The 22,688-nt window shown below is 71.9% G+C and carries 20 protein-coding genes; 14 read left to right on the forward strand and 6 right to left on the reverse strand.

Annotated elements, in window-relative coordinates:
• Nucleotides 1-927 carry an LLM class F420-dependent oxidoreductase gene (locus tag O7610_RS14730; protein WP_289213626.1) on the forward strand — a complete coding sequence of 309 codons (927 nt, stop codon included), beginning with the start codon at nucleotides 1-3 and terminating at the stop codon, nucleotides 925-927.
• A gap of 173 nt (nucleotides 928-1,100) precedes the next feature.
• Nucleotides 1,101-1,799, forward strand: a complete 699-nt coding sequence (locus O7610_RS14735; RefSeq protein ID WP_289213512.1) for a hypothetical protein — start codon at nucleotides 1,101-1,103, stop codon at nucleotides 1,797-1,799.
• A gap of 89 nt (nucleotides 1,800-1,888) precedes the next feature.
• Here O7610_RS14735 and O7610_RS14740 read toward each other — a convergent pair whose 3' ends face one another.
• From O7610_RS14740 to O7610_RS14750, 3 genes are all read right to left on the reverse strand, one after another.
• Nucleotides 1,889-2,557 carry an ABC transporter ATP-binding protein gene (locus O7610_RS14740; protein ID WP_281555685.1) on the reverse strand — a complete coding sequence of 223 codons (669 nt, stop codon included), beginning with the start codon at nucleotides 2,555-2,557 and terminating at the stop codon, nucleotides 1,889-1,891.
• A 141-nt stretch (nucleotides 2,558-2,698) separates the two neighbouring features.
• Nucleotides 2,699-3,706 carry a methylmalonyl Co-A mutase-associated GTPase MeaB gene (gene meaB, locus O7610_RS14745; protein ID WP_281555686.1) on the reverse strand — a complete coding sequence of 336 codons (1,008 nt, stop codon included), beginning with the start codon at nucleotides 3,704-3,706 and terminating at the stop codon, nucleotides 2,699-2,701.
• Nucleotides 3,707-3,726: 20 nt separating this feature from the next.
• Nucleotides 3,727-4,914, reverse strand: coding sequence for an acetyl-CoA C-acetyltransferase (locus O7610_RS14750; protein WP_281551316.1), 1,188 nt, complete (start codon nucleotides 4,912-4,914; stop codon nucleotides 3,727-3,729).
• 77 nt (nucleotides 4,915-4,991) lie between these two features.
• Between O7610_RS14750 and mce the strand changes: the two genes are divergently transcribed.
• The 3 genes from mce (at nucleotide 4,992) to O7610_RS14765 (ending at nucleotide 9,340) form a co-directional block, all read left to right on the forward strand.
• Nucleotides 4,992-5,477 (forward strand): methylmalonyl-CoA epimerase, encoded by a 486-nt coding sequence (gene mce, locus O7610_RS14755; protein WP_281551317.1) that lies wholly within the window; start codon nucleotides 4,992-4,994, stop codon nucleotides 5,475-5,477.
• Nucleotides 5,478-5,938: 461 nt separating this feature from the next.
• Nucleotides 5,939-7,183: a DivIVA domain-containing protein gene (locus O7610_RS14760; RefSeq protein WP_281551318.1), complete on the forward strand. Its 1,245-nt coding sequence runs from the start codon at nucleotides 5,939-5,941 to the stop codon at nucleotides 7,181-7,183.
• A 282-nt stretch (nucleotides 7,184-7,465) separates the two neighbouring features.
• The gene (locus O7610_RS14765; RefSeq protein WP_281551319.1) at nucleotides 7,466-9,340 is read left to right on the forward strand and encodes a coiled-coil domain-containing protein; all 1,875 of its coding nucleotides are present in this window, start codon (nucleotides 7,466-7,468) and stop codon (nucleotides 9,338-9,340) included.
• Between the two features lie 54 nt (nucleotides 9,341-9,394).
• On the opposite strand, the gene O7610_RS14770 is transcribed toward O7610_RS14765, so the two are convergent.
• Nucleotides 9,395-10,021 (reverse strand): acyltransferase, encoded by a 627-nt coding sequence (locus O7610_RS14770; protein WP_281551320.1) that lies wholly within the window; start codon nucleotides 10,019-10,021, stop codon nucleotides 9,395-9,397.
• Between the two features lie 393 nt (nucleotides 10,022-10,414).
• Between O7610_RS14770 and O7610_RS14775 the strand changes: the two genes are divergently transcribed.
• Genes O7610_RS14775 through O7610_RS14810 form a run of 8 tightly spaced genes read left to right on the forward strand, consistent with a single transcriptional unit; the run spans nucleotide 10,415 to nucleotide 18,728 of the window.
• Nucleotides 10,415-11,470 carry a Gfo/Idh/MocA family protein gene (locus O7610_RS14775; protein ID WP_281551321.1) on the forward strand — a complete coding sequence of 352 codons (1,056 nt, stop codon included), beginning with the start codon at nucleotides 10,415-10,417 and terminating at the stop codon, nucleotides 11,468-11,470.
• Complete coding sequence (locus tag O7610_RS14780) at nucleotides 11,467-12,510, forward strand: NAD-dependent epimerase/dehydratase family protein (RefSeq protein WP_281551322.1); 1,044 nt, start codon at nucleotides 11,467-11,469, stop codon at nucleotides 12,508-12,510. Before O7610_RS14775 ends, O7610_RS14780 begins: the two co-directional genes overlap by 4 nt.
• Complete coding sequence (locus O7610_RS14785) at nucleotides 12,507-13,655, forward strand: DegT/DnrJ/EryC1/StrS family aminotransferase (protein ID WP_281551323.1); 1,149 nt, start codon at nucleotides 12,507-12,509, stop codon at nucleotides 13,653-13,655. Before O7610_RS14780 ends, O7610_RS14785 begins: the two co-directional genes overlap by 4 nt.
• Entirely contained in the window at nucleotides 13,652-14,407 is a 756-nt protein-coding gene (locus tag O7610_RS14790) for an acetyltransferase (protein ID WP_289213513.1), read from the forward strand. Before O7610_RS14785 ends, O7610_RS14790 begins: the two co-directional genes overlap by 4 nt.
• On the forward strand, nucleotides 14,404-15,534 hold the full coding sequence (locus O7610_RS14795) for a DegT/DnrJ/EryC1/StrS family aminotransferase (protein WP_281551325.1): 1,131 nt from the start codon (nucleotides 14,404-14,406) through the stop codon (nucleotides 15,532-15,534). The genes O7610_RS14790 and O7610_RS14795 overlap by 4 nt, the downstream gene beginning before the upstream one ends.
• Complete coding sequence (locus O7610_RS14800; RefSeq protein WP_281551326.1) at nucleotides 15,531-16,823, forward strand: MFS transporter; 1,293 nt, start codon at nucleotides 15,531-15,533, stop codon at nucleotides 16,821-16,823. The genes O7610_RS14795 and O7610_RS14800 overlap by 4 nt, the downstream gene beginning before the upstream one ends.
• Complete coding sequence (locus tag O7610_RS14805; RefSeq protein ID WP_281551327.1) at nucleotides 16,823-17,842, forward strand: TolB-like translocation protein; 1,020 nt, start codon at nucleotides 16,823-16,825, stop codon at nucleotides 17,840-17,842. Before O7610_RS14800 ends, O7610_RS14805 begins: the two co-directional genes overlap by 1 nt.
• A gap of 19 nt (nucleotides 17,843-17,861) precedes the next feature.
• Nucleotides 17,862-18,728, forward strand: coding sequence for a DUF6492 family protein (locus O7610_RS14810; protein ID WP_281551328.1), 867 nt, complete (start codon nucleotides 17,862-17,864; stop codon nucleotides 18,726-18,728).
• Nucleotides 18,729-18,736: 8 nt separating this feature from the next.
• Here O7610_RS14810 and O7610_RS14815 read toward each other — a convergent pair whose 3' ends face one another.
• Nucleotides 18,737-20,083: a hypothetical protein gene (locus O7610_RS14815; RefSeq protein WP_281551329.1), complete on the reverse strand. Its 1,347-nt coding sequence runs from the start codon at nucleotides 20,081-20,083 to the stop codon at nucleotides 18,737-18,739.
• Between the two features lie 284 nt (nucleotides 20,084-20,367).
• On the opposite strand from O7610_RS14815, the gene O7610_RS14820 reads away from it, so the two are divergent.
• Nucleotides 20,368-21,474, forward strand: a complete 1,107-nt coding sequence (locus O7610_RS14820; RefSeq protein ID WP_289213514.1) for a glycosyltransferase — start codon at nucleotides 20,368-20,370, stop codon at nucleotides 21,472-21,474.
• Nucleotides 21,475-21,572: 98 nt separating this feature from the next.
• Here O7610_RS14820 and O7610_RS14825 read toward each other — a convergent pair whose 3' ends face one another.
• A complete protein-coding gene (locus O7610_RS14825) occupies nucleotides 21,573-22,688 on the reverse strand; it encodes a glycosyltransferase family 2 protein (protein ID WP_289213515.1) in 1,116 nt (371 codons plus the stop codon).

The raw sequence follows: 22,688 nt of genomic DNA on the forward strand, positions 1-22,688 counted from the left end.
GTGGACTTGCGGATCTTCACCGAACCTCAGCAGGGTGCCAGCTACCAGCAGCTTCTCGCGGTGGCCCGGTGCGCCGAAGACGCCGGGTACGACGCATTCTTCCGGTCCGACCACTATCTGGCGATGGGCGGCGACGGACTGCCCGGCCCGACCGACGCCTGGACGACCCTCGCCGGGCTGGCCCGGGACACCAGCCGGATCCGGCTCGGCACCCTGATGACCGCGGCCACCTTCCGCTACCCCGGCCCGCTGGCGATCACCGTCGCGCAGGTCGACGAGATGAGCGGCGGCCGGGTCGAGTTCGGCATCGGGGCAGGCTGGTTCTCGGCGGAGCACACCGCGTACGCGGTCCCGTTCCCGTCGCTGGCCGAGCGGTTCGACCGGCTCGACGAGCAGCTGGCGATCATCACCGGCCTGTGGGAGACCCCGGTCGGCGACACCTTCGACTTCCTGGGCAGGTACTACCAGGTCACCGACTCTCCGGCGCTGCCCAAGCCGGTGCAGCGGCCCCGGCCGCCGTTGCTGCTCGGCGGGAAGGGCCGCAAGCGGACCCCGCAGCTGACCGCCCGCTACGCCGACGAGTTCAACGTGCCGTTCGAGGGCCTCGCCGAGTCGGCGCGGCTGTTCCAGCAGGTGCGGACGGCCTGCACCGAGGCGGGCCGCGATCCGGACGGCCTGCGGCTGTCCAACGCGCTGGTGCTGTGCTGTGGTCGTGACGACGCCGAGGTGGCGCGGCGGGCGGCGGTCATCGGCCGGGAGCCGGACGAGCTGCGCGCCAACGGCCTGGCCGGCACGCCGGCCGAGGTGGTGGACAAGATCGGCCGGTACGCCGAGATCGGCGCCCAACGGATCTACCTGCAGGTGCTGGACCTGGCCGACCTGGACCACATCGAGCTCGTCGCCGCCGAGGTGGCACCGCAGTTGTGACCCGCTGCCGGGCCGGCCGATGTCGGAATGCCGGCCGGTGCCGGAATCTCGACTGGCTGGTGTTCGAGCAGTCCGGCGTCCTCACCTCGACGCAGGCCACCGAGCATCTGGGCCGGTCCGGGCTGCGCCGGCGTATCGGTCGTGGGCAGTGACGGCGGATCTGTGCCGGGATCGTGTCCACCAGCAACGGGCCGCTGACCGCCGAGCAGACACTCTGGGTGGCTGTGCTGTTGGCAGGCCCGACGGCGCTGCTGGGCGGGCTCACCGCAGCCCGTGAAGGAGTGCTGCGCTTCGCGGGTGGCGCGGGTCCGATCCAGGTACTCGTCGACGGTGACCGGCAGTACCCGGAGCTACGTCGTCGGCTGCCCCTCGACATGCCGGCGATGATGGTCCGGCGGACCACGGTGACGCCCGAGGAACATCACCAGGTGGGTCGCCCGATGCGTACCAGCATGGCGCGGTCGCTGGTCGATGCCGCAGAATGGGCCCGTTCCGACGACGAGGCGCAGGCGATCATCGCCGCCGGTTGCCAACAGCGTCGGGTCGTTCCGGCCGAGATCCTCGCCGCCCTGCGCTGGCTGCCCCGGGTCCGGCGACGCCGGTTGATCGCCGCTGCGGCGGCGGACGCCGATGGTGGGGCGACCGCGCTGTCCGAGATCGATTTCGTCCGGCTCTGCCGGCGGCATCGACTGCCGCCACCGGACCTGCAACAGCGGCGCAAGGACCGGGCCGGACGGGTGCGTTACCTCGACGCGTGCTGGCGTCGCCGGCGACCGGATCCTCCGTTTCCCGGCCTATCTGATCCGGGTGCGCCCGGCCGAAATAGTCGACCATTGACCGCGGCGCTCCGAGCGGCCGGCTGGCCGGGTTGAACCTGCCCGCGCCGGCTGAGTTCGCCGCGTGCCGACCGAGTCCCGCCGCGATCTAGAAGAACCATGGTCGATATACCGGCCAGATCCTTCTAGATCACTCGTAGGTCGGGCCATGGCCGGGTCAGTTCGGCCCGGCCGTCGAGCAGGTGCAGTTCGGCGTCGCAGGCGGCAGCCGCCTCCGAGTCGTGGGTGGCGAAGACGACGGCTGCACCCCGGTCGGCCTCGGCCCGCAGCAGGTCGAGGACCAGCTGACGGTTGGCCGCGTCCAGCTCGCTGGTCACCTCGTCGGCGAGCAGCACGTCACCGTGCAGCGCCAGCGCCCGGGCCAACGCGGTCCGCTGCTGCTGGCCGCCGGAGAGCTCCTCGACGAGTTGGTCGGACTGACCGGCGAGGCCGAGCCGGTCGAGTGCGGCCGCGCCGGCCCGCCGCGCTGCCGCTGGGCTCATCCCGACAGCGATCAGCGCCACCTGCAGGTTCTCCCCTGCTGTCAGTATCGCGGCGAGACCGTTGTCCTGTGGGACCAGCACGACCTTGCGATCCACGGCGTGGTCGCGGCCGCGCAGCGGTTCACCGCCAAGCGAGATGGATCCGCCGATCGGCCGCAGCAGGCCGGCCATCGCCGATAGCAGGGTCGTCTTGCCCGCGCCGGACGGCCCGGTGACCGCCAGCAGGTGACCGGGTCGCACGGTCAGCGTCACGTCACGCAGCACCGGCTCGGCACTGAGGTAGCCTACGGTCGCAGCCGCGAGCTCGATGATCGGGAGATCGACGGTGGTGGGCACGCGCCGACCCTAGCGGACCTCGCGTCGGTGCGCCGACCGCGCCCTGCGGGAGCAGCCGGTTCAGCGGGGGGATGGCAGCCGTCGGCATGGCATGGGGTGGAAGCGGGGTGGGCCCGGTCAGCGCGACGGCGGGGCCGGCCCGGTCAACTCGGTGAGTAGCCGATCGGCGGCGGCGTACGGGTCGAGCCGGCCGGCGAGCACCTCGGCGGCGAGTTCGGCGGGCAGCGTACCGTCGCGCAGCGAGCTGATCCGCCCGCGCAGCGTGCCGATCGCGATCGCCTCGACCTCGGCGGCGACCCGCCGGGCCCGACGGGCGGTGAGCTCGCCCCGGCCGGCCAGCCAGTCGCGGTGCCGTTCGATCGCGGTCACCAGTTCGTCGAGACCGTCGCCGTGGGCGGCCACGGTCCGCAGCACCGGCGGGCGCCAGCCGCCCGGGGCGGTGGCGGTCAGCGCGAGCATGCCCTTCAGGTCCCGTACGGTGCCGTCGGCGCCGTCGCGGTCGGCCTTGTTGACCACGAAGATGTCGGCGATCTCCAGGATGCCAGCCTTCACCGCCTGCACGGCGTCACCCATGCCGGGGGCGAGCAGCACCACCGTGGTGTCGGCCAGCCCGGCCACCTCGACCTCCGCCTGCCCGACGCCGACCGTCTCGATCAGCACGACGTCGCAGCCGACGCCGTCGAGGACCCGGACCGCCGCCGGGGTCGCCGACGACAGCCCGCCGAGGTGGCCCCGGCTGGACATCGACCGGATGTACACGCCCGGGTCGGTGGCGTGGTCCTGCATCCGTACCCGGTCGCCGAGGATCGCACCGCCGGTGAACGGGCTGGACGGATCGACGGCGAGGACGCCGACCCGCAGGTTCCGGCCGCGCAGCACCCGGACCAGCTCGCTGGTGGTGGTCGACTTGCCGACGCCGGGGGCGCCGGTCAGCCCGACGACCAGGGCGTGCCCGGTGTGCCCGGCCAGCTCGGCGGCGATCCGCGGCAGCTGCGGCCCACCGGACTCGACCAGCGTGATCAGCCGCGCGACGGACCGAGCGTCGCCGGCGCGGGCCCGCCGGACGAGATCCGGTACGTCCCGGGAGCCGCCCCGGCTCACCTGGCCGTCGGAGCCTGCGGTCACTTCGCCGTCGGAGCCTGCGGTCACTTCGCGGTCGGCACCCGCAGGATCAGGGCGTCGCCCTGCCCGCCGCCACCGCAGAGCGCAGCGGCGCCGGTCCCGCCGCCGCGTCGGCGCAGCTCCAGCGCGAGAGTCAGCGCCAGCCGGGCGCCGGACATGCCGATCGGGTGACCGAGAGCAATCGCGCCGCCGTTGACGTTGACGATGCCTGGATCGACGTCGAGGTCCCGGGTCGACTGGACGCCGACGGCGGCGAACGCCTCGTTGATCTCGATCAGGTCGAGATCGGTGACGGTCATCCCGGCCTTGCCGAGGGCGTGCCGGATGGCGTTGGACGGCTGGGAGTGCAGCGAGTTGTCCGGGCCGGCGACGTTGCCGTGCGCGCCGATCTCGGCGATCCAGTCGAGGCCGAGCGCCTCGGCCCGGGACCGGCTCATCACCACCACGGCGCACGCGCCGTCCGAGATCGGTGATGAACTACCAGCGGTGATGGTGCCGTCCGGGGTGAAGGCGGGACGGAGCCGGGCCAGCGTCTCGACGGTGGTGTCCGGCCGGATTCCCTCGTCGTTGAGCAGCCGGACCGGGTCACCCTTGCGCTGCGGCACCTCAATCGGGGTGATCTCTTCGGCGAAGACGCCGTTCTTCTGGGCTACTGCGGCCCGCTGGTGGCTGGTGGCGGCGAAGGCGTCCTGCTCGGCCCGGCTGATGCCGAGCCGGGTGCCGTGCCGCTCGGTCGACTCGCCCATCGCGCAGCAGTCGAACACGTCGGTCAGCCCGTCCAGGGCCATGTGGTCGGCGACCACCACGTCGCCGTACTTGTAGCCGGCACGCTGGCCGCGCAGCAGATGCGGCGCGTTGGTCATCGACTCCATCCCGCCGGCCACCACGACGTCGAACTCGCCGGCCCGGATCAACTGGTCGGCGAGCGCGATCGCGTCGAGACCGGAAAGGCAGACCTTGTTGATGGTGAGGGCGGGTACGCTCATCGGGATACCGGCGCCGACCGCGGCCTGCCGGGCCGGCATCTGGCCGGTGCCGGCCTGGAGCACCTGGCCCATGATGACGTACTGCACCTGATCGGGGTCGACGCCGCCGCGACCGAGGGCGGCGGAGATCGCGGTCGAGCCGAGGGCGGTGGCCGGGAAGTCCTTCAGGTTGCCGAGCAACCGGCCCATCGGGGTGCGTGCGCCGCTGACGATCACCGAGGTCATGGGATTCCGCCTCCGCACAGTGGGACAAGGCCGGGGTGCCGGCGACAACTTAACGATGGTTCGGCCAGACTATCGCCATGACGGAAGAAGCTCCTGCCGAGGCCGCTGCGGACTATGTCACAGACATCGGCCTGCTGAAGATCGACCATGTCGGGATCGCTGTGGCGGATCTGGACACCGCGCTCGATTTCTACACCCGCACCTTCGGCATGCGCTGCGTACACCTGGAAGTCAATCACGCCCAAGGGGTACGCGAGGCCATGCTCGCCGTCGGGCCGGTGCCCGACGGCGGTCAGGTGCAGCTGCTCGCCCCGTTGTCTGCCGAGTCGACCATCGCCAAGTTCCTGGACCGCAACGGCCCCGGGATGCAGCAGCTGGCGTACACGGTGGTGGACATCGACGCGGCGTGCGCGGCGCTGCGCGAGCGCGGACTACGGCTGCTCTACGACGCACCTCGGCCGGGCACCGCAGGTTCGCGGATCAACTTCGTGCACCCGAAGGACGCCGGCGGCGTCCTGGTCGAGTTGGTCCAGCCGGCGGCGACCCCGGACCAGCCGGCCTAAGTCACAAACCGGCCCGGTCGTACCGACTGGCCGGCCAGTTCCGGTCCGCTGATGCGGATCGACGGACCGGAACTGGTCGGTCGGGAATGCCGAAAGGAAGCGGGCCGGACAACTTCACCGGTTTTCAGGTACGGCGTCCGACGGCGGGCCACCCGGCGTGGCACTGGCGGCGTAACGGTTCGTCGTCGGCTGGCCCGCAGGCTGAGCCACGGCCCCACCCGGCGTCGCCCGGAAAGCACCCAGAGGAACCGCTCTGAGCTGCTCATACATCGCCATGACCGGGCTCTGGACGGAGTGCACGGCGATGACCCGACCACCCGAAAGACTTCGTTGCGTACGCATACGCCTACAATTCGTATACCGAGCGCCGGTCGGCCAAGGAAAGATGACCATGTCGGCTATCGTGGTGACGGGCAGTTCGCTCTTGCGAAACACCCTGGTACATCTGCCACTATGTCTCAATGCCCCAGCAGCAGTCCTCCCTTGCGTTCTTCGATAACGCCAGCGCTCCGCACGACTTCACCGTCGTGCTTCGTGGCTACGACCGCAACCAGGTGGATGACCACCTGCAGCGCCTGGTAGCCGCCCTCACCCAGTCGGAGCAGGCTCGAGCTGAGGCCGAGCAGCGGATGAACGACGCGCAGCGCCGGCTCCGCCAGGCCGAGCAGCGGCTCAACGCGGTCGAACAGAAGCTCACCGACACCAACAAGCAGCTCGAGGAGAACAACCGGCCCACCCTCTCCGGCCTGGGAACCCGGGTGGAGCAGATTCTCCGGCTGGCCGAGGAGCAGGCCAACGACCACCGCGGTGAGGCCAAGCGGGAGTCCGAGGGCATCCTCTCCGCGGCCCGGCTGGAGGCCCGGGAGATCACCGACAAGGCGCGGGCCGAGGCCGCCGCGATGAAGGCCGGGGCCGAGCGGGAGGCGGGCAGCGTCCGGACCGCGGCTGAGCGGGAGGCGGCCGAGGTCCGGGTGCAGGCCCGCCGCGAGGCGGACACGCTGCGGGCCGACGCGGAACGGGAGACCAAGCAGCTGCGGGCGGTCACCGCCCACGAGGTCGCCGAGCTGAAGTCGACCGTGGAGCGCGAGGTCGCCACCCTGCGGGCCACCGCGGAGCGGGAGATCACCCAACTGCGGGCCAAGGCGGCCCGGGAGGCTGAGGAGAAGCGGGCCGAGGCGACCAAGCTGCTCACCGACGCCCGCGACAAGCGGGACAAGGATCTGCAGGCACTGGAGCTGCAGCTGGCTGAACGCCGGGAGAAGGCCGAGCGGGAAGAGTCCGAGCGGCACGCCGCCCAGGTCGCACAGACCCAGCGGATGGTCGCCGAGGCCGAGGGGCGTGCCCGGGCCGCCGAGGACCGGTCCAAGGAGATCGAGCAGCGCGCCGAGGCACGCCGGATCGAGTCCGAGCGGTCCGCCCAGGAGACCGTGGACAAGGCGAAGTCGCTGGCGGACAAGACTCTCAACGAGGCGCGCAGCGAAGCCAACCGACTGCTCACCGAGGCCCGGACCGAGGCCGAGCTGACCACCCAGGCCGCCCGCCGCGAGGTCGAGGACCTCAACCGGCAGAAGGACGCGGTCACCTCGCAGCTGGGCCAGATGCTCTCCGGCCTGGCCGGCATCGTTCCCGGCGTGCCGGCGGGCGGCGCGGACAGCGGCAAGGCCGACGAGAACGCCGAGCCGGTCAACGCCAAGTCGGCGAGCTGACCACTGATTGGACACCGTTCAGCGAGCTGACCAGCTGAACCGAACCGCCGAAGGGCCGCGCCGGTGCTCCGGCGCGGCCCTTCGCGTTCGGTGCCCGGTCCCCTGCTGTGCGTGTCCCGGCCAGCCCTGCCGCCCGGCGGCGACGCGCACGATCACCGCCGGTGATGCGGCATACCCGCTGGGCGAATGGTTCACACCTGGCAAATCATCCGAAGTGACGCGCGTCCTGTCAGGAGCATGGGTATCGCCCCGCAACAGGGCGTTGCGTGTGAGGATGGAGCCATGGCGCAAGGCGAAGAACTCTTCAACCTTGACGGGGACTCCGGATCGGGGCCCAACTTCGAGCTGGCGATCCGGGGGTACGACAAACGTCAGGTCGACCGCTACATCGCCCGTACCGAGAACGAGCTGGCCACGCTCGGCGCGGAACGGGAACAGATTTACGTGCAGATGCACACCCTGGCTGCGCAGATCGAGCAGCTCCAGGCCGATCTGACCGAGGCTCGGAGGGAGACCAGCTTTCTGGACCAGGTGTCGTTCCGGCACCTCGGCCCGCGGGTCGAGCAGATCCTCGGGCTCGCCGAGGACCAGGCTGAGGAGATCCGGTTCAACGCGGCCGAGGAGATCGACTCCCGCCGCGCCGAGGCCGAGCAGGTGCTCGCCGACGCCCGGCAGCAGGCCGACACCGCGATGCGCGACTTCGAGCTGGCGCTCGCCGCTCGCCGCGCGGAGGAGGACCGCGCCAACGCCGCCCGCCGCGCCGAGGCCGAGGCGACCGTGACCAGCGCCCGTGAGGAGTCGGACAACCTGCGGGCTGCGGCCGAGGCCGCTCTCGTCGCTGCCCGGGAGGAGGCCAACCAGCTCATCGCCACCGCCCAGCAGCAGGCCGACGACGCGCTGCACGCGGCACGACGGGAAGCCGACGACACCGTCAAGGCCGCCCAGCGGGAAGCCCGGCAGACCGTCACCACCGCCCAGGAACAGGCCAGCAACGCGGTCAGCACCGCCCAGGAGACCGCCGACCGGACCCTGGCCGACGCTCAGGCCGAAGCCGAACGGCTGGTCACCCAGGCCCGGATGGACGCCAGCCGCATGGTCACCACCGCCCAGGAAGAGGCAACCAACCTGCGCGAGGCCGCCGAAGCGGCGGTCGCCGCCGCCCGGCAGGACGCCGAACGGATCCGTACCGAGGGCGAGGCCGCCGCCGAGTCGGCCCACCGGGAGGCCGCCCAGGCCGTCGAGCAGGCCACCGAGTACGTCACCCGGACGCACGCCGAGACCGACGCGTTCGTCGCGCAGACCCGCGCCGAGCTGGACCAGGAGCTCACCGCCCGACGTGACCAGGTCGAGCAGGAGCTGACCACGCTGCGCAGTACCGCCGAAGCAGAGGTCGCCGAGCTACGCGACGGCGTACAGCAGGAGGTCGACCGGCGCCGCGCGACGATGGAGCAGGAGATCGGCGAGTTGCGGACCGCCGCCGAGCAGGAGGTGGAGCAGTGGCGCAGCACCACCCAGGAGATCATCACCAACCAGCGCGGTGAGGCCGAGGAGTACGCAACCCACATCCGCTCCCGGGCCGAGGAGCAGGCGGTGACCATCCGCCAGCAGGCCGAGGAGTACGCGCTCAGCACGCGGGGCAGCGCCGACGAGCACGCCGCGAGTGTCCGACGTCTCTCCGAGGAGCACGCGGCGATCGCCCAGCGCCAGCTGGCCAGCAGTCAGCAGCAGGTGGCATCCGCCCAGCGTGAGGTGGTCTCCGCCGGTCAGCAACTCACCGAGGTGCTGCAGGAGGTCGCCGAGGCGCAGCAGGCACTGGCCGACCTGCGGCACCAGATGGTGCTCACCCGGCAGGAGTCCGACGAGGCACGGCGTACGCTCAGCGCGGTCCAGGCCGAGCTTGCCGGCGAGCAGCAGCGCCTCGCCGGGATGCGGGAAGCCGAGCAGGTAACTCTGGCGCAGGAACCAGAGCCGGCGGAACAACAGCCCGAGCCGACCGCACAACAGCCTGAGCGGGCACCGGCGACGCAGGCTCCCGCGGCGGAGCCGGAGCAGACCCTACCGGTGGACGCGGTCCCGACCGAGGCGGTGTCGGTCGATCAGACCGCCGAGAAGGTCGTTGCGGGCGCGCCCGAGCGCAAGCGCCGTACCCACGCCTGACCCCGGCCCGCGGACCGCCGATGATCCTGCCGTGCACATGTGGGGTGGCCGGCTTCACTCCTCGGTGAGCAGCCCATCGCACTCGACGTGGCGCTGCCCGGTGCGGGGGCAGACGAACCGGCCGTCGCCGTCCGCGACCAGCGGTACGCCGGCCCGGCCGACCCAGCCGACCCGGCGCGCCGGCACCCCGACGACCAGGGCGAAGTCCGGGACGTCCCGGGTGACCACGGCCCCGGCGGCGACTGTCGCCCAGCGGCCGATACGCACCGGGGCGACACAGACCGCCCGGGCACCGATCGCCGCGCCGGTGCCGATGGTGACACCGACCGCAGTCCAGTCGTCGCCGGTCTTCAGCCGCCCGTCCGGGGTGACCGCCCGGGGGTACTCGTCGTTGGTCAGCACCGCCGCCGGCCCGATGAACACTCCGTCGTCGAGCTGCGCCGGCTCGTAGACGAGGGCGTGATTCTGCAGTTTGACGTTGTCGCCGAGCCGGACCCCCGGACCGACGTACGCTCCGCGGCCGATGATGCAGTTGCGGCCGACCGACGCGTCCTCGCGGACCTGGGCCAGGTGCCAGACGCGGGTGCCGGCACCGATACTCGCCGTGTCGGCCACGTCGGCCGAGCCGGCGACAGTGGCGTCGGCGTCAGTGGCGTCCGGACGCGCTGCGGTTGCACTCATGAGCCGTGATCCTTCCTGGTCACCGGCAGTGTGCCAGAACTGCCGGAGGTGCGGCGCACACGGTAGGGGGTCACCGGCGCCGCCGATGTCGGGAAACCGACCCTGCGCCCCGAAGCGGCCGACTCTCCGGCTGGAAGGGACCGACCCTCCGGGCCGGCACTGGCCGACAGGTGGACCCAGGCCGACGAAGGTACCTCGTGACCTCGCGGTTGTGCCGGGTTTACGTCACAGTGCTGGCGTCGGCGTGGCAGCGCTCGGTAGCTTCCCGAACGGACCCTCTCCGCCGGGCCCACCGATGGGCCGCGCCCATCCGGCGGTGGCCCGGGTCGGCCCGGCTCGCCCGGGTCAGCATGCCCCCCGACGAAATGGACATCCGTGACTCATCCGCCTGCCATGCCGGACGAGCCCATCGGCGTAGCCGTCATCGGCGCCGGCTACTGGGGCCCCAACCTGGTCCGCAACTTCATGTCCAGCCCGGCGTTCCGGCTGCACTGGCTCTGTGACCTCGATCTCGGTCGGGCCCGCGCGGTGCTCGGCGACTACTCGACGGTCGGCGCGACAGACGACCTGGCCCGGGTACTCGCCGACGACTCGGTGCGTGCCGTGGCGATCGCCACACCGGCCGGCACCCACCTCGAGGTCGCCCTCGCCGCGCTGCGCGCCGGCAAGCACGTGCTGGTCGAGAAGCCGCTCGCCGCCAACCACGCCGACGGAACGCGGCTGGTCGCCGAGGCCGAGCAGCGCGGACTGACCCTGATGTGCGACCACACCTATTGCTACACCCCGGCGGTGCTGCGTATCCGGGAGATGCTGCACTCCGGCGAGCTGGGTGAGCTGCACTACCTCGACTCCGTACGGATCAACCTGGGCCTGGTGCAGCGCGACATCGACGTCGTCTGGGACCTCGCCCCGCACGACCTGTCCATTCTCGACTTCGTGCTGCCGCCAGGGGTACGGCCGGTGTCGGTCGCGGCGCACGGCGCCGACGGCATCGGCGCCGGCCGGGCCTGCGTGGCGTACCTCACCCTGCGGCTGAGCAGCGGCGCGATCGCCCACGTGCACGTCAACTGGCTGTCCCCGGTCAAGATCCGTACGACGATCATCGGCGGGTCGAAGCGGACCCTGGTCTGGGACGACCTCAACCCGGGCCAGCGGCTCGCCCTGTTCGACCGGGGCGTCGACGTCGCCACCTCCGACGAGCTCGGCACCGAGGCCCGTCGGGACATGCTGGTGTCGTATCGCTCCGGCGACATGGTCGCCCCGGCGCTGACCGAGCGGGAGGCGCTGCGCACCATGGTCGACGAATACGCCCGCGCCATCCGTACCGGCACCCCGGCGTTGACCGACGGCCGTTCCGGCCTGCGGGTGCTGGCCATCCTGGAAGCCGCCACCCGCAGCCTCGCCGCCGGCGGCACGATGATCCCGCTGGACGAGGAGCCCGCCGCATGACCGTCGCAGCCACTCCCGGCGCCGCTCCCGCGGTCGACCTGGCCAACTCGACCGTGCTGGTCACTGGCGGCGCCGGCTTCATCGGCTCACACCTGACCGAGCATCTCGTCTCGCTCGGCGCGCAGGTCGTGGTGCTGGACAACTTCCGCAACGGCACCCGGGAGAATCTGACGTTCCCCGGTGCCGAGTCGGTCCGGGTGATCGAGGGCGACATCTGCGACCCGCAGACCTGCCATGACGCGATGGCCGGGGTCGACGTGGTGTTCCACCTGGCCTGCCTCGGGGTACGCCACTCGCTGCACAGTCCGGTGGAGAACCACCAGGTCAACGCGCTCGGCACACTCAACGTGCTGGAGGCGGCGCGGGCCGCGCAGGTGTCCCGGCTGCTGTACGTGTCGACTTCGGAGATCTACGGTCGGGCGCTGGAGTTCCCGATCACCGAGCAGACCACCCCCTGGCCACTGACCGTCTACGGCAGCAGCAAACTCGCCGGCGAGCACTACGCCCGCTCGTACCTGGAGTGCTGGGGGCTGCCGGTGGTCTGCGTCCGGCCGTTCAACAACTACGGGCCGCGGTCGCACTTCGAGGGTGACTCCGGCGAGGTGATCCCCCGGTTCATCCTGCGGGCGCTGGCCGGGCAGCCGCCGGTGGTCTTCGGCGACGGCAGCGTCACCCGCGATTTCCTGTACGTGCGGGACTGCGTCGAGACGCTGGCCCGGGTCGCCGAGTCGACCGAGCTGGTCGGCGAGGTGGTCAACCTCGGGTACGGCGAGGAGCTGTCCATCGGGCTGCTGGCCCGCACGGTGCTGGAAGCGGTCGGCCGCACCGACCTGCAACCGGTGTACGAGCCGCCGCGCCCGGCCGATGTCCCCCGGCTCTGGGTGGACACCTCCAGACTGCGCAAGACGGTCGACTTCGCCCCCCGCGTGTCGTTGGCCGAAGGCATCGGCCACACCCTCGAGTACTTCCAGCGGTTGCTGCGCGAGCAGCCCGGTGCGCTGGAGCGGATGCAGACCAGGAACTGGAGCCAACCGGCATGAGCGAGACCAGTCCGCGCCGCATCCAGGTGATGCTGCCGATGCTCGGCGAGGAGGAGGAGCAGGCCGCCGCCGCGGCGATCCGCTCCGGCTGGGTGGCCCAGGGCCCCCGGGTGGCGCAGTTCGAGCGCGAGTTCGCCGCCGTCGTCGGCGCCGACCACGGGGTGGCGGTCAGCTCCTGCACCACCGCGCTGCACCTGGCGCTGGTGCTACACGGCGTCGGCCCCGGCGATGAGGTCGTCGTGCCGTCGCTGTCGTTCATCGCCACCGCGAACGCGGTCCGGCACGCCGGTGCCGAGCCGGTCTTCGCCGACGTCGACCTGGTCACCGGCAACCTGACCGTCGAGACGATCGAGGCGGTACGCACCCCGCGTACCCGGGCGGTGATCGCGGTCCACCAGGGCGGCATGCCGTTCGACACGGCCACGCTGCGTACGGCGGCCGCCGGCTGGGGCGTACCGCTGATCGAGGATGCCGCCTGCGCGGCTGGTTCCCGCGCGTACGGCCGACCGGTGGGTGCCGGGGCGACGGTCTCCGCCTGGTCGTTCCACCCGCGTAAGGTGATCACCACGGGTGAGGGTGGCATGCTGACCCTGGACGACGCCGACGGTGCGGCCCGGCTGCGCCGGCTGCGCGAGCACGGCATGAACGTCTCCGCCGCCGACCGGCATGCCAGCGCCCAGCCGGTGCTGGAGGCCTACCTGGAACCGGCCTTCAACTACCGGATGACCGACATCCAGGCGGCGGTCGGCCTGGTCCAGGTCGGTCGGCTCGCCGGCCTGGTCGCCGGCCGGCGGGCGCTCGCCGCCCGCTACCACCAACTGCTCGCCGGCATCGACGGCCTGGTAGCGGTGGTCGACCCGGCGTACGGCGAAACCAACTTCCAGTCGTTCTGGGTACGGGTCGACCCGGAGTTCGGCGTGAGCCGCGACGACGTGCTCACCGGGCTGTCCGACGCCGGGGTGTCGGCCCGGCGCGGCATCATGGCCGCTCATCTGGAGCCGGCGTACGCCGACGTCACCCCGGCCCCGCTGCCGGTGACCGAGCGGCTGACCCGCGACTCGCTGATCCTGCCGCTGCACCACGCCCTCACCGAGGCCGACCAGGACCACATCGTCGCGGTGCTGCGCAAACTGGCCGGCCGATGAGGGATCTGCTGATCGTCGGCGCCGGCGGGTTCGCCCGGGAGACCGCCGCCGCCGTCGCGGCGGTCAACGCGGTGTCGCCGACCTGGCGGCTGCGCGGCTTCCTCGACGACGACCCGGCGCTGCACGGCAGCCGGCGGGTTGACGTACCGGTGATCGGTGGCACCGACCTGGTCGCCGAACTGGCCGACGCGGCCGTGCTGGTCTGCGTCGGCAACCCCCGCAACTACCGGTCCCGGCAGCGGCTGGTCGAACGGTTCGGCCTGCCAGCGCAGCGCTACGCCACCGTGGTGCACCCGGCGGCCCGGATCGGTGCCGGCTGCACCGTCGGGCCGGGCAGTGTGCTGCTGGCCGGGGTGGATCTGACCGCCGAGGTGTCCGTCGGTGCACACGTCGCGGTGATGCCACAGGTGGTGCTGACCCACGACAACGTGATCGGGCCGTACGCCACGATCGCCTCCGGGGCGCGCCTCGGCGGCGGAGTACGGCTCGGCGACGGCGTCTACGTCGGTGCCGGCGCGCTGCTGCGCGACGGGATCGCCGTCGGTGCCTGGTCGCAGCTGGGCATGGGCTCGGTGGTGCTGCGCGACGTACCCGCCGACGAGGTGTGGGTCGGCGCGCCGGCCCGCTTCCTGCGCCGCGCCAACGCGCCGGTTGACGGCCCGGCCGACACCCCGGTTGACGGCCCGGCCGACGCCCCGGCCGACCACCCCGCCGATCGAACGAACGAGTCGCAGTTGAGGAGTCACGCGTGAGCAGCATCCCCCTCGTCGACCTGGCCGCCGCCCACACCGAGGTGGCCGAGGAGGTCGATGCCGGTTTCAAGCGGGTCCTCGCCGGCACCGCGTTCATCGGCGGCGCCGAGGTGACCGCCTTCGAGGCCGAGTACGCCACGTTCAGCGGCGTGCCGCACTGCGTCGGGGTGGCCAACGGCACCGACGCGCTGGAGCTGGCCCTGCGGGCGGTCGGGGTCGGCCCGGGCAGCGAGGTGATCCTGCCGGCGAACACGTTCATCGCCACCGCCGAGGCGGTCGCCCGGGCCGGCGCCCGGGTGGTGCTGGTCGACTGCGACCCGGCGACGTACCTGATCGACGTGGACGCGGCACTGGCCGCGGTCACCCCGGCCACCCGGGCGATCGCCCCGGTGCACCTGTACGGCCAGCTCGCCGAGGTGGACCGGCTGCGCGCCGGGCTCGCCAGCCTGTCCGCCACCGGGCAGGAGATCGCGATCGTCGAGGACGCCGCGCAGTGCCAGGGGGCGACCCGGCACGGCCGGGGCGCCGGTGCCGACGGGATCGCCGCCACCAGCTTCTACCCGGGCAAGAACCTCGGCGCGTACGGCGACGCCGGCGCGGTGGTCACCGCCGACGCCCAGCTCGCCGCTGACGTCCGGCGGATGTCGGCGCACGGCAGCGTCCGCAAGTACGTGCACGAGGTGGTCGGCTTCAACAGCCGACTCGACGGGCTGCAGGCGGTGGTGCTGCGGGCCAAGCTGGCCCGGCTGGCCGACTGGAACGACCGACGGCGCGCCATCGCGGCCCGCTACCACGAGCTGCTGGCCGGCCTCGACGTGGTCCGGCCGGTGACGCTGGACGGCAACGTGCACGTCTGGCACATCTACTGTGTCCGGGTGCCCGGCGGGGCTACCCGGCGGGACGCCGTGCTGGCCGTGTTGAACGCCGCAGGGATCGGTGCCGGCATTCACTACCCGGTACCGGTGCACCTGACCCCGGCCTTCGCCGATCTCGGCTACCCGGCCGGGTCGTTCCCGCACGCCGAGTCGACCGCGCCGGAGCTGCTGTCGCTGCCGATCTACCCGCAGTTGACCGCCGAGCAGCAGGACCGGGTCGTCGAGGTGCTGGCCGCCGCGCTGGCGGGTTGACCGGACAGTCCACCGTGTACGTCACCCTGCGCGACCGGCCCGGCGCGGACTCGGGCACCCCGGGCCGGGCCGTCGGCCGGCGGGTGTCCGGCACCGTGCTGCTACTCGGCACGGTCAGCCTGCTGACCGATGTCTCCTCGGAGATGGTCGCCTCGGTACTGCCGCTGTACCTGACCGTGGTGGTCGGGCTCAGCCCGGTGGCGTACGGCTTTCTCGACGGCGTCTACCAGGGGGTCAGCGCGCTGGTCCGGATCGCCGGCGGGTACGCCGGGGACCGCGGTGGGCACCCGAAGTGGGTGGCGGTGGTCGGCTACGGCGCGTCGGCGTTGAGCCGGATCGCCATGGTGCCGGCCCAGGGGTTCGCCGCGATCACCGCGGTGATCACCACGGACCGGCTCGGCAAGGGGCTGCGCACCGCGCCCCGGGACGCGCTGATCGCGGCCTCGTCGGACCCGGCGATGCTGGGGCGGGCGTTCGGCGTGCACCGGGCGTTGGACACGCTCGGCGCCGCGCTCGGGCCGCTGGTGGCGTTCGCCCTGCTCGCCGCTGTCCCGGGCAGCTACGACTCGGTGTTCCTGGTGTCGTTCGCGTTCGCGGTGGTCGGCGTGGCGGTGCTGGTGCTGTTCGTGCCGAACCTGTCGACCGCGGTGGGCGCGGTGCGGTTCGGGGTACGGCGGATGGTGGCCGAGGTGACCGGTGCGCGGCTGCGCCGGCCGCTGCTCGCCGCCGGGCTGCTCGGCCTGTCGACCGTCGGCGACGGCTTCCTCTACCTGACGTTGCAGGACCGCGACGACTTCGCCGCGCTGTACTTCCCGCTGTTGTTCGTCGGCACCAACGTGGCGTACCTGCTGCTGGCGGTGCCGATGGGCCGGCTGGCCGACCGGGTCGGCCGGGCGAAGGTGATGGTTGCCGGGCACGGCGCGCTGCTCGCCTGCTACCTGCTGGCCGCTGTGCCGGCCGGCGGCGTCGGACTGACCGTCGCGGTGCTGCTGCTGCTCGGCGTCTTCTACGCCGCCACCGACGGGGTGCTGCCGGCGCTGGTCGCCCGGTTGGTGCCGGCCCCGGCCCGGGGCAGCGGGATCGCCGCCGCGCAGACGGTGGTGGTGCTGACCCGGTTCGTCTCGTCGGTCGCTTTCGGTCTGTTGTGGTCGGTGACCGGTCCGGCCGGTGCGGTGCTGGTCTTCTCGGCGGTCCTGGCCGGCGGCATCCCGACGGCCTGGTGGCTGCTGCATGGCGTGGACCGGGCTCCGGCGGCCGGCGACGCCGTACCGGCGGGTGGGGGGTCCTGATGGGGCTGCGGGTCCGGCTGGCGGTCCTCGCCGCGATCGTGCTGCTGGTGACGTTCGGCGCCGGCGGGTACGTGTGGCAGGTCCGGCAGTCGCAGGCCCGGGTGCAGGCCGACGCCAGCCCGGTGCCGGTGCGAGCCGACGTGGCTGCGGTCCGCGCCGAGGCGCACCTGGTGTTCCGCTCCACCGCGCTGGGCACCGGCTACGGCGAGATCGCGATGACGCCGCTGAGTGACCCGGACGGTCCGCGGGCGCTGACCGGGGCGAGCTGCGAGCGGGTGTACGCCACCGACTCGCAGACCATCTGCCTGTCCGCCGAGCGTGGGCTGCTCACCGTGTACCGGGCGCAGCTGCTGGACACCGGGTTCGAGCCGAAGCAGGACCTGCCGTTCACCGGGATCCCGTCGCGGGCCCGGCTGTCGCGCGACGGTACGTTGGCCGCGACGACGTCGTTCGTGGCCGGCGACTCCTACGCCAACCCGGGCGAGTTCTCCACCCGTACGGTGATCACCCGCACCGACGGCGAGATGGTCGGCGACATCGAACAGTTCCCGCTCTACGTCGACGGTGAACTGGTCACCGCGGTCGACAAGAACCTGTGGGGGGTCACCTTCGCCGACGACGACCGGTTCTACGCCACCGCCGCCTCGGGTGGCCGGACCTGGCTGGTCGAGGGGAGCATCGGCGGGCGCCGGGTCGACGCGCTGCGGGAGGACGCCGAGTGCCCGTCGTTGTCACCGGACCGGACCCGGGTGGTGTTCAAGAAGCGCGGCGACCTGCCGCCCGGCCAGTGGCGGCTGGCCGTCTACGACCTGGCCACCGGCACCGAGACCGTGCTGGCCGAGACCCGCAGCGTCGACGACCAGGTCGAGTGGCTCGACGACGGAAACGTCGTCTACGGGCTGCCCCGCGACGCGGACGGCGGTGCGGCGACCAGCGACGTGTGGCAGGTCCCGGCGGACGGTTCGGGAGCACCGCAGGTACTGGTGCACGATGCCTGGTCACCGGCGGTGGTCCGGTGACCCGACGAAGGAGATCATCTTGACGGAGCTTGCCGTGGTCACCCCGAGCTTCGGCCCGGATTTCGAGTTGTGCGCCGCGTTGCACCGCTCGGTGCTGGCCCACTCACCCGCCTCGGTGCGGCATCACATCATCGTGCCCCGGGCGGACCTGCCCCGCTTCGGCGCGCTGCGGGGCGACCGCACGGTGCTGCACGACGAGGCCGAGTTCCTGCCGTCGTCGGTCCGGTCGCTGCCGGGGACGAAGTACTCGGTGAACCTGCGCCGGCCGTTCCCGCCGCTACGCGGCTGGATCCTGCAACAGGTGATCAAGTTGTCGGCGGCGGCCCGGATCCCGGCGGACGTCGTGGTGCTGGTCGACTCGGACATCGAGTTCGTCCGGCCGTTCTCCGCAGCGACCTTCCGCCGCGACGACGTCGTACGGTTCTACCGCCAACCGGACGAGGTCGACCAGCGGCTGCCCCGACATGTCCGGTGGCACGAGGTGGCCCGCGCGTTGCTGGGGTTGCCGGCGCAGCCGCCGCCCTACCCGGACTATGTCTCGTCCCTGCTGGCCTGGGATCCGCAGATCGTCCGAGGGCTGCTGCAGCGGATCGAGTCGGTCACCGGGCGGCGGTGGGTCGATGTCGTCGGCGCACAACTGCACTTCTCCGAGTGGACGCTGTACGGCGTCTACGTCGACGAGGTGCTCGGTGGCCGGGCGGCGACCGGGTACGCCGCGACTGGCAGCCGGTGCCACGCGTACTGGGACGAGGTGCCGCTCGACGAGTCGTCGGTGGCCCGTTTCGTCGCCGGGATCGGCCCGGACGACGTTGCCGTGATGATCTCGGCGAAGTCGCGGACGCCCTTGGAACTTCGCCGGGCGGCGATCACCGCGCTGACCGGCTGAGCGACCGGTCAGTACGCGCCGCAGCTGGAACCGCCGTCGACCCGGTAGACGTGCACGGCGTTGCCATCGATGAACGAGTCGGTGAACCGACCGTCGTCGGCGAGCAGGGTGCGGTCCTCATCGAGCACGGTGATCCGGGCGTCACCGACGCACGGCAGTTGGAACGTCGCCTCGGCGACGCTGCCACCCGCCGAGCCGGCGAGCAGGTGGAAATGGCCGTCGTACCATTTGGTGGCCAGGTCGACGCCGGCGGAAACGCTGGCCACCCCGTCGGCGTACGGCGCATTGAGCACCGGCGCGAGCTGGGTGATCCGGGCGTTGACCGCCGCGACGGCCGACCGCACCGGCGCATAGCAGGGCTCCCGCAGGGCGTGCTGGCTCTGGCAGGGGCCGCTGAAGCTGTGGTTGAAGTAGACGATCCCTCGGGCGCCGTGAATGATGCTGCTCCACACCGCCGCGACGACCTGCTCCGGGGCGATCGTCGGGTAGTGCTCCTCGTTGAACGGACGCCCGACCTCGACGAAGCTCCAGACCGGTCGGCTGCCGGGCGGCGAGACCAGGGACCGGACCCGGTCGACGGTACGGCCGTAGTTCGCGGCCCGGTGGCACAGCTCGGCGGGCAGCCGCTCGGCTCCGTCGACGGTGGTGAGCTGGTCGGGGTCGAAGAACCGACCGCCTTCGCTGTGCCCGCAGATGCCACGGTCGGTGAACCAGTAGGTGTCGACCGACACGACGTCGGCGAACTCGTTGACGAAGCGGGCGGCATCGGCGTCGCTCTGCCAGAACGCAATTCCCTTGCCGTAGTTGGCCATCCGCAGTCGCTGGTCGTCCGGGAGCCGGTCGAGGATGTCGCGCTGCACGGTATAGCCGCACTCGCCGTCAGCCGGTTGGCAGATATCACCCTGCCCAGGAAAGTTGCCAGTCCAGGGATCGTCGCCCGGCCCCGCCCACATGTCGGCCTCGTCGGAGATCAGCCAGCCGCCGGTCTCGTCACCGTGTTCGCCGATCGGGCTGGTGATCGTGTGCATCCCAGCGGCTCGGACGAGGTCGAGGTTGGTGGTGCCGGTCAACTCGACGTACGTGTTGAGGCCGATCTCGGCGTCCTTGGCGGTGTCGGCGGGGTCGGTGACGCTTTCCAGCCAGACCCCGATCGGGAAGAACCCCGCATCGGTGGGCAGGGACGGGGAGAAGCGGTCGTAGAAGTCCGGGCCGCCGTCGACCGGGCGCAGCGTCGCACCGGCACCGCCCGCAGTCGCGACCGTGCCGGGGGCGATCCCAGCGGCGACCGGGCCTCGGGCCGTGACGCTGATCGCCCATGCCGTGCCCGCGACGCCGAGCGCGCTGAGGACGATCATGCTGACGATCAAGATCCAGCGCCGACGTGACGTGGCGGCGACGACCATGGGCGCCCCTTTGTACGGCACCTACCGGCGCCAGTGATTCAACCAGAAGTAGTCGGACAACCACGATGAGCGGAGAGTCCGATGCTACCAACAGCCGTCGGCGACAAACGCCCGCTTTGCCCGCCACTTTCCGCGTTCAGCAACGCGCTGTCCGGCAACCGACAGTAGCGCAGCAGTGGTGGCGCCCAGGTACGATCGCGCCGGTACCCCGACCCCCCGCTGCACGGAGTTCTCACGTGATCAACCGACTCGCGGACCAGGCCAAGGGCCTGGTCCAGTCCCGTATGACGGCGGCAGAGATCAACCGGCGGCAGGTTCCAACCTTCCGGACCACCGACGTACAAACCGGCACACCGACCGTTTACTACCTCGCGCCGGACAACCCGCGGCCCAGCGGCGGGGTACGGGTCATCTATCGCCATGTGGACCTGCTCAACGACATGGGCGTCCGGGCGTACGTCATGCACAAGGACCCGGCGTTCCGCTGCACCTGGTTCGCCAACCAGACACCCGTCGTCGCGGCCGCGAGCGCCTGCCTCGGCCCGACCGACATCCTCGTCGTCCCCGAGTGGTACGGACCCGGTCTGACCGCGATCCCGACCGGGCCACGCCTCGTGGTGTTCAACCAACGGGCGTACGACACCTTCGACCACATCCCGTACCCGGACACCCGCCCCGGTGCGCCCTACGCCGACCTACCCGGTATGACCGCGCTGCTGGCCGTCTCGCATGACAACGTCGAGCTGCTCAGCCATGCCTTCCCCGACATTCCGGTGCGGTTGACGCGCAACGTGGTCGACCCCGACGTGTTCGCTTTCGGCAGTTGGCCCAGGCGACGACGCATCGCGTACGTCGGGCACCGGCGGGCCGACGAACGCGACCAGTTGCTGCACATACTGCGGTCCCGCCGGGTGCTGGACGGCTGGGAGGTCACCCGGATCGCCGGACGCACCGAGCAACAGACCGCGGAGATCATGCGTGACTGCGCCATCTTCCTGAGCTTCAGCGACCGCGAGGGGTTCGGTATGCCACCCGCCGAGGCGATGTCCTGCGGCGCGTACGTGGTCGGCTATCCGGGCCTGGCCGGTCGCGAGTTCTTCGATCCGGCCCACTGTGCGCCGGTGCCCGACGGAGACCTGTTGGCCTTCGCCCGCGCCGTCGAACAGGCCTGCGCCACCTGGGCCACCCAGCCGGAGGAACTGGCCAGACGGGCGGGTGCCGCCTCGGCTGCGGTGCGGGACCGCTACACCGTCGCCGGCCTACGTCACGACCTCACCGCCTTCTACCGCCCGCTGCTCACCACCGGCTCACCACCGGCTGACCACGGGCTGACCACGGCCTGACCACCGGCGCGGAACGCACCCACCGACCCGTCAGCCGCGCCAAAGTCCCGCCACCGGTCGGGCCCGGTCAGCTGTCCGGCCCGCACCGGTCGGCCTGGTCAGACGCCGTACCGGCTCCAGGTGCGGTAGCGGGCATCGTTGCGCAGTCGGCGCCCGACCACGCTGGCGGCGAAACCCGGCACCAGCGGGGCGAACCGTGGACCGATCGCCCGACGCCGCTGCAGCCCCGCCCAGTGCGGTAGCTGCTCTGCCGCCGGATACGTCTCCCGGGCGAACTCCACGTACCAATCGACCGGTTCATGGTCGGTCAGTCGCCGGTCGTAGGCATGACACGCCGATTCGAGAGCCTCGGTGGCCAGCGCCCGACGGGCCAGGTCGTGCAGCTCCCGGGCCCGGGGCAAGCTGCCACCGGGACCGCCGAACAGCACGTCGAAGGCGGTCCGCCGCTCGATAAGGTCGGTCCGCCGCCCGGACGCTGCGGTGACGCTGACGCTGGCCGCGTGTTCCCGGTGCCAGGCCTGATCGGCACCGTCGACGTGGCCGACGTCGGAGACCGCTGCCACCCGCATCCAGGCCTCCATGTCGCAGGCGTACCGCATCCGGCTGTCCCACGGGCCGACCTCGGCGTAGACGCTGGCCCGGACCACGGCCTCGGGAGTGGTGATGCAGTTGACGCCCAACCGGCACCGCTGGGCGATCCACTCCTCGCCGGACCAGATCGTCCAACCCGTGGCCTCCGAACGGAACTCGGTCGGCACCTCACCATGGAAGTGCACCGGGTGGCCGTACACCAGACCGACCTCGGGGAACTTGTCAAACAGCCGCACCGCGCGGGCCAGTGCCCCCGGGGTCAGCAGGTCGTCCGCGTCGAGCCGGACAACGAACTCCCCCGTGGCCACCGCCAGCCCGTCGTTGAACGCCACACACGGGCCGTGGTTGGTCTCGTTGTGCACCACGACCAACCGGGGTTCATTGGCCCGGAGCGTGGCCAGCACCTGCCGGGTGTCGTCGGTGGAGCAGTCGTCCACGACGACGACCTCGATCTCGACGCCCTGCTGGGCTAGGGCGCTGCCAACGCTCGACGGCAGGAACCGCCCGTAGTTGTAGCTCGGGATGATCACCGAGACCCGGGGGGTACGGGCCGGGTCGCCGGCTGGGACGGGTGCCGGGACCCGGGTGCGGGGCAGCAGCGCCCGGCGAGCTGACATTGACAT

The sequence above is a fragment of the Solwaraspora sp. WMMA2065 genome (assembly GCF_030345075.1).
GTDB lineage: Bacteria > Actinomycetota > Actinomycetes > Mycobacteriales > Micromonosporaceae > Micromonospora_E.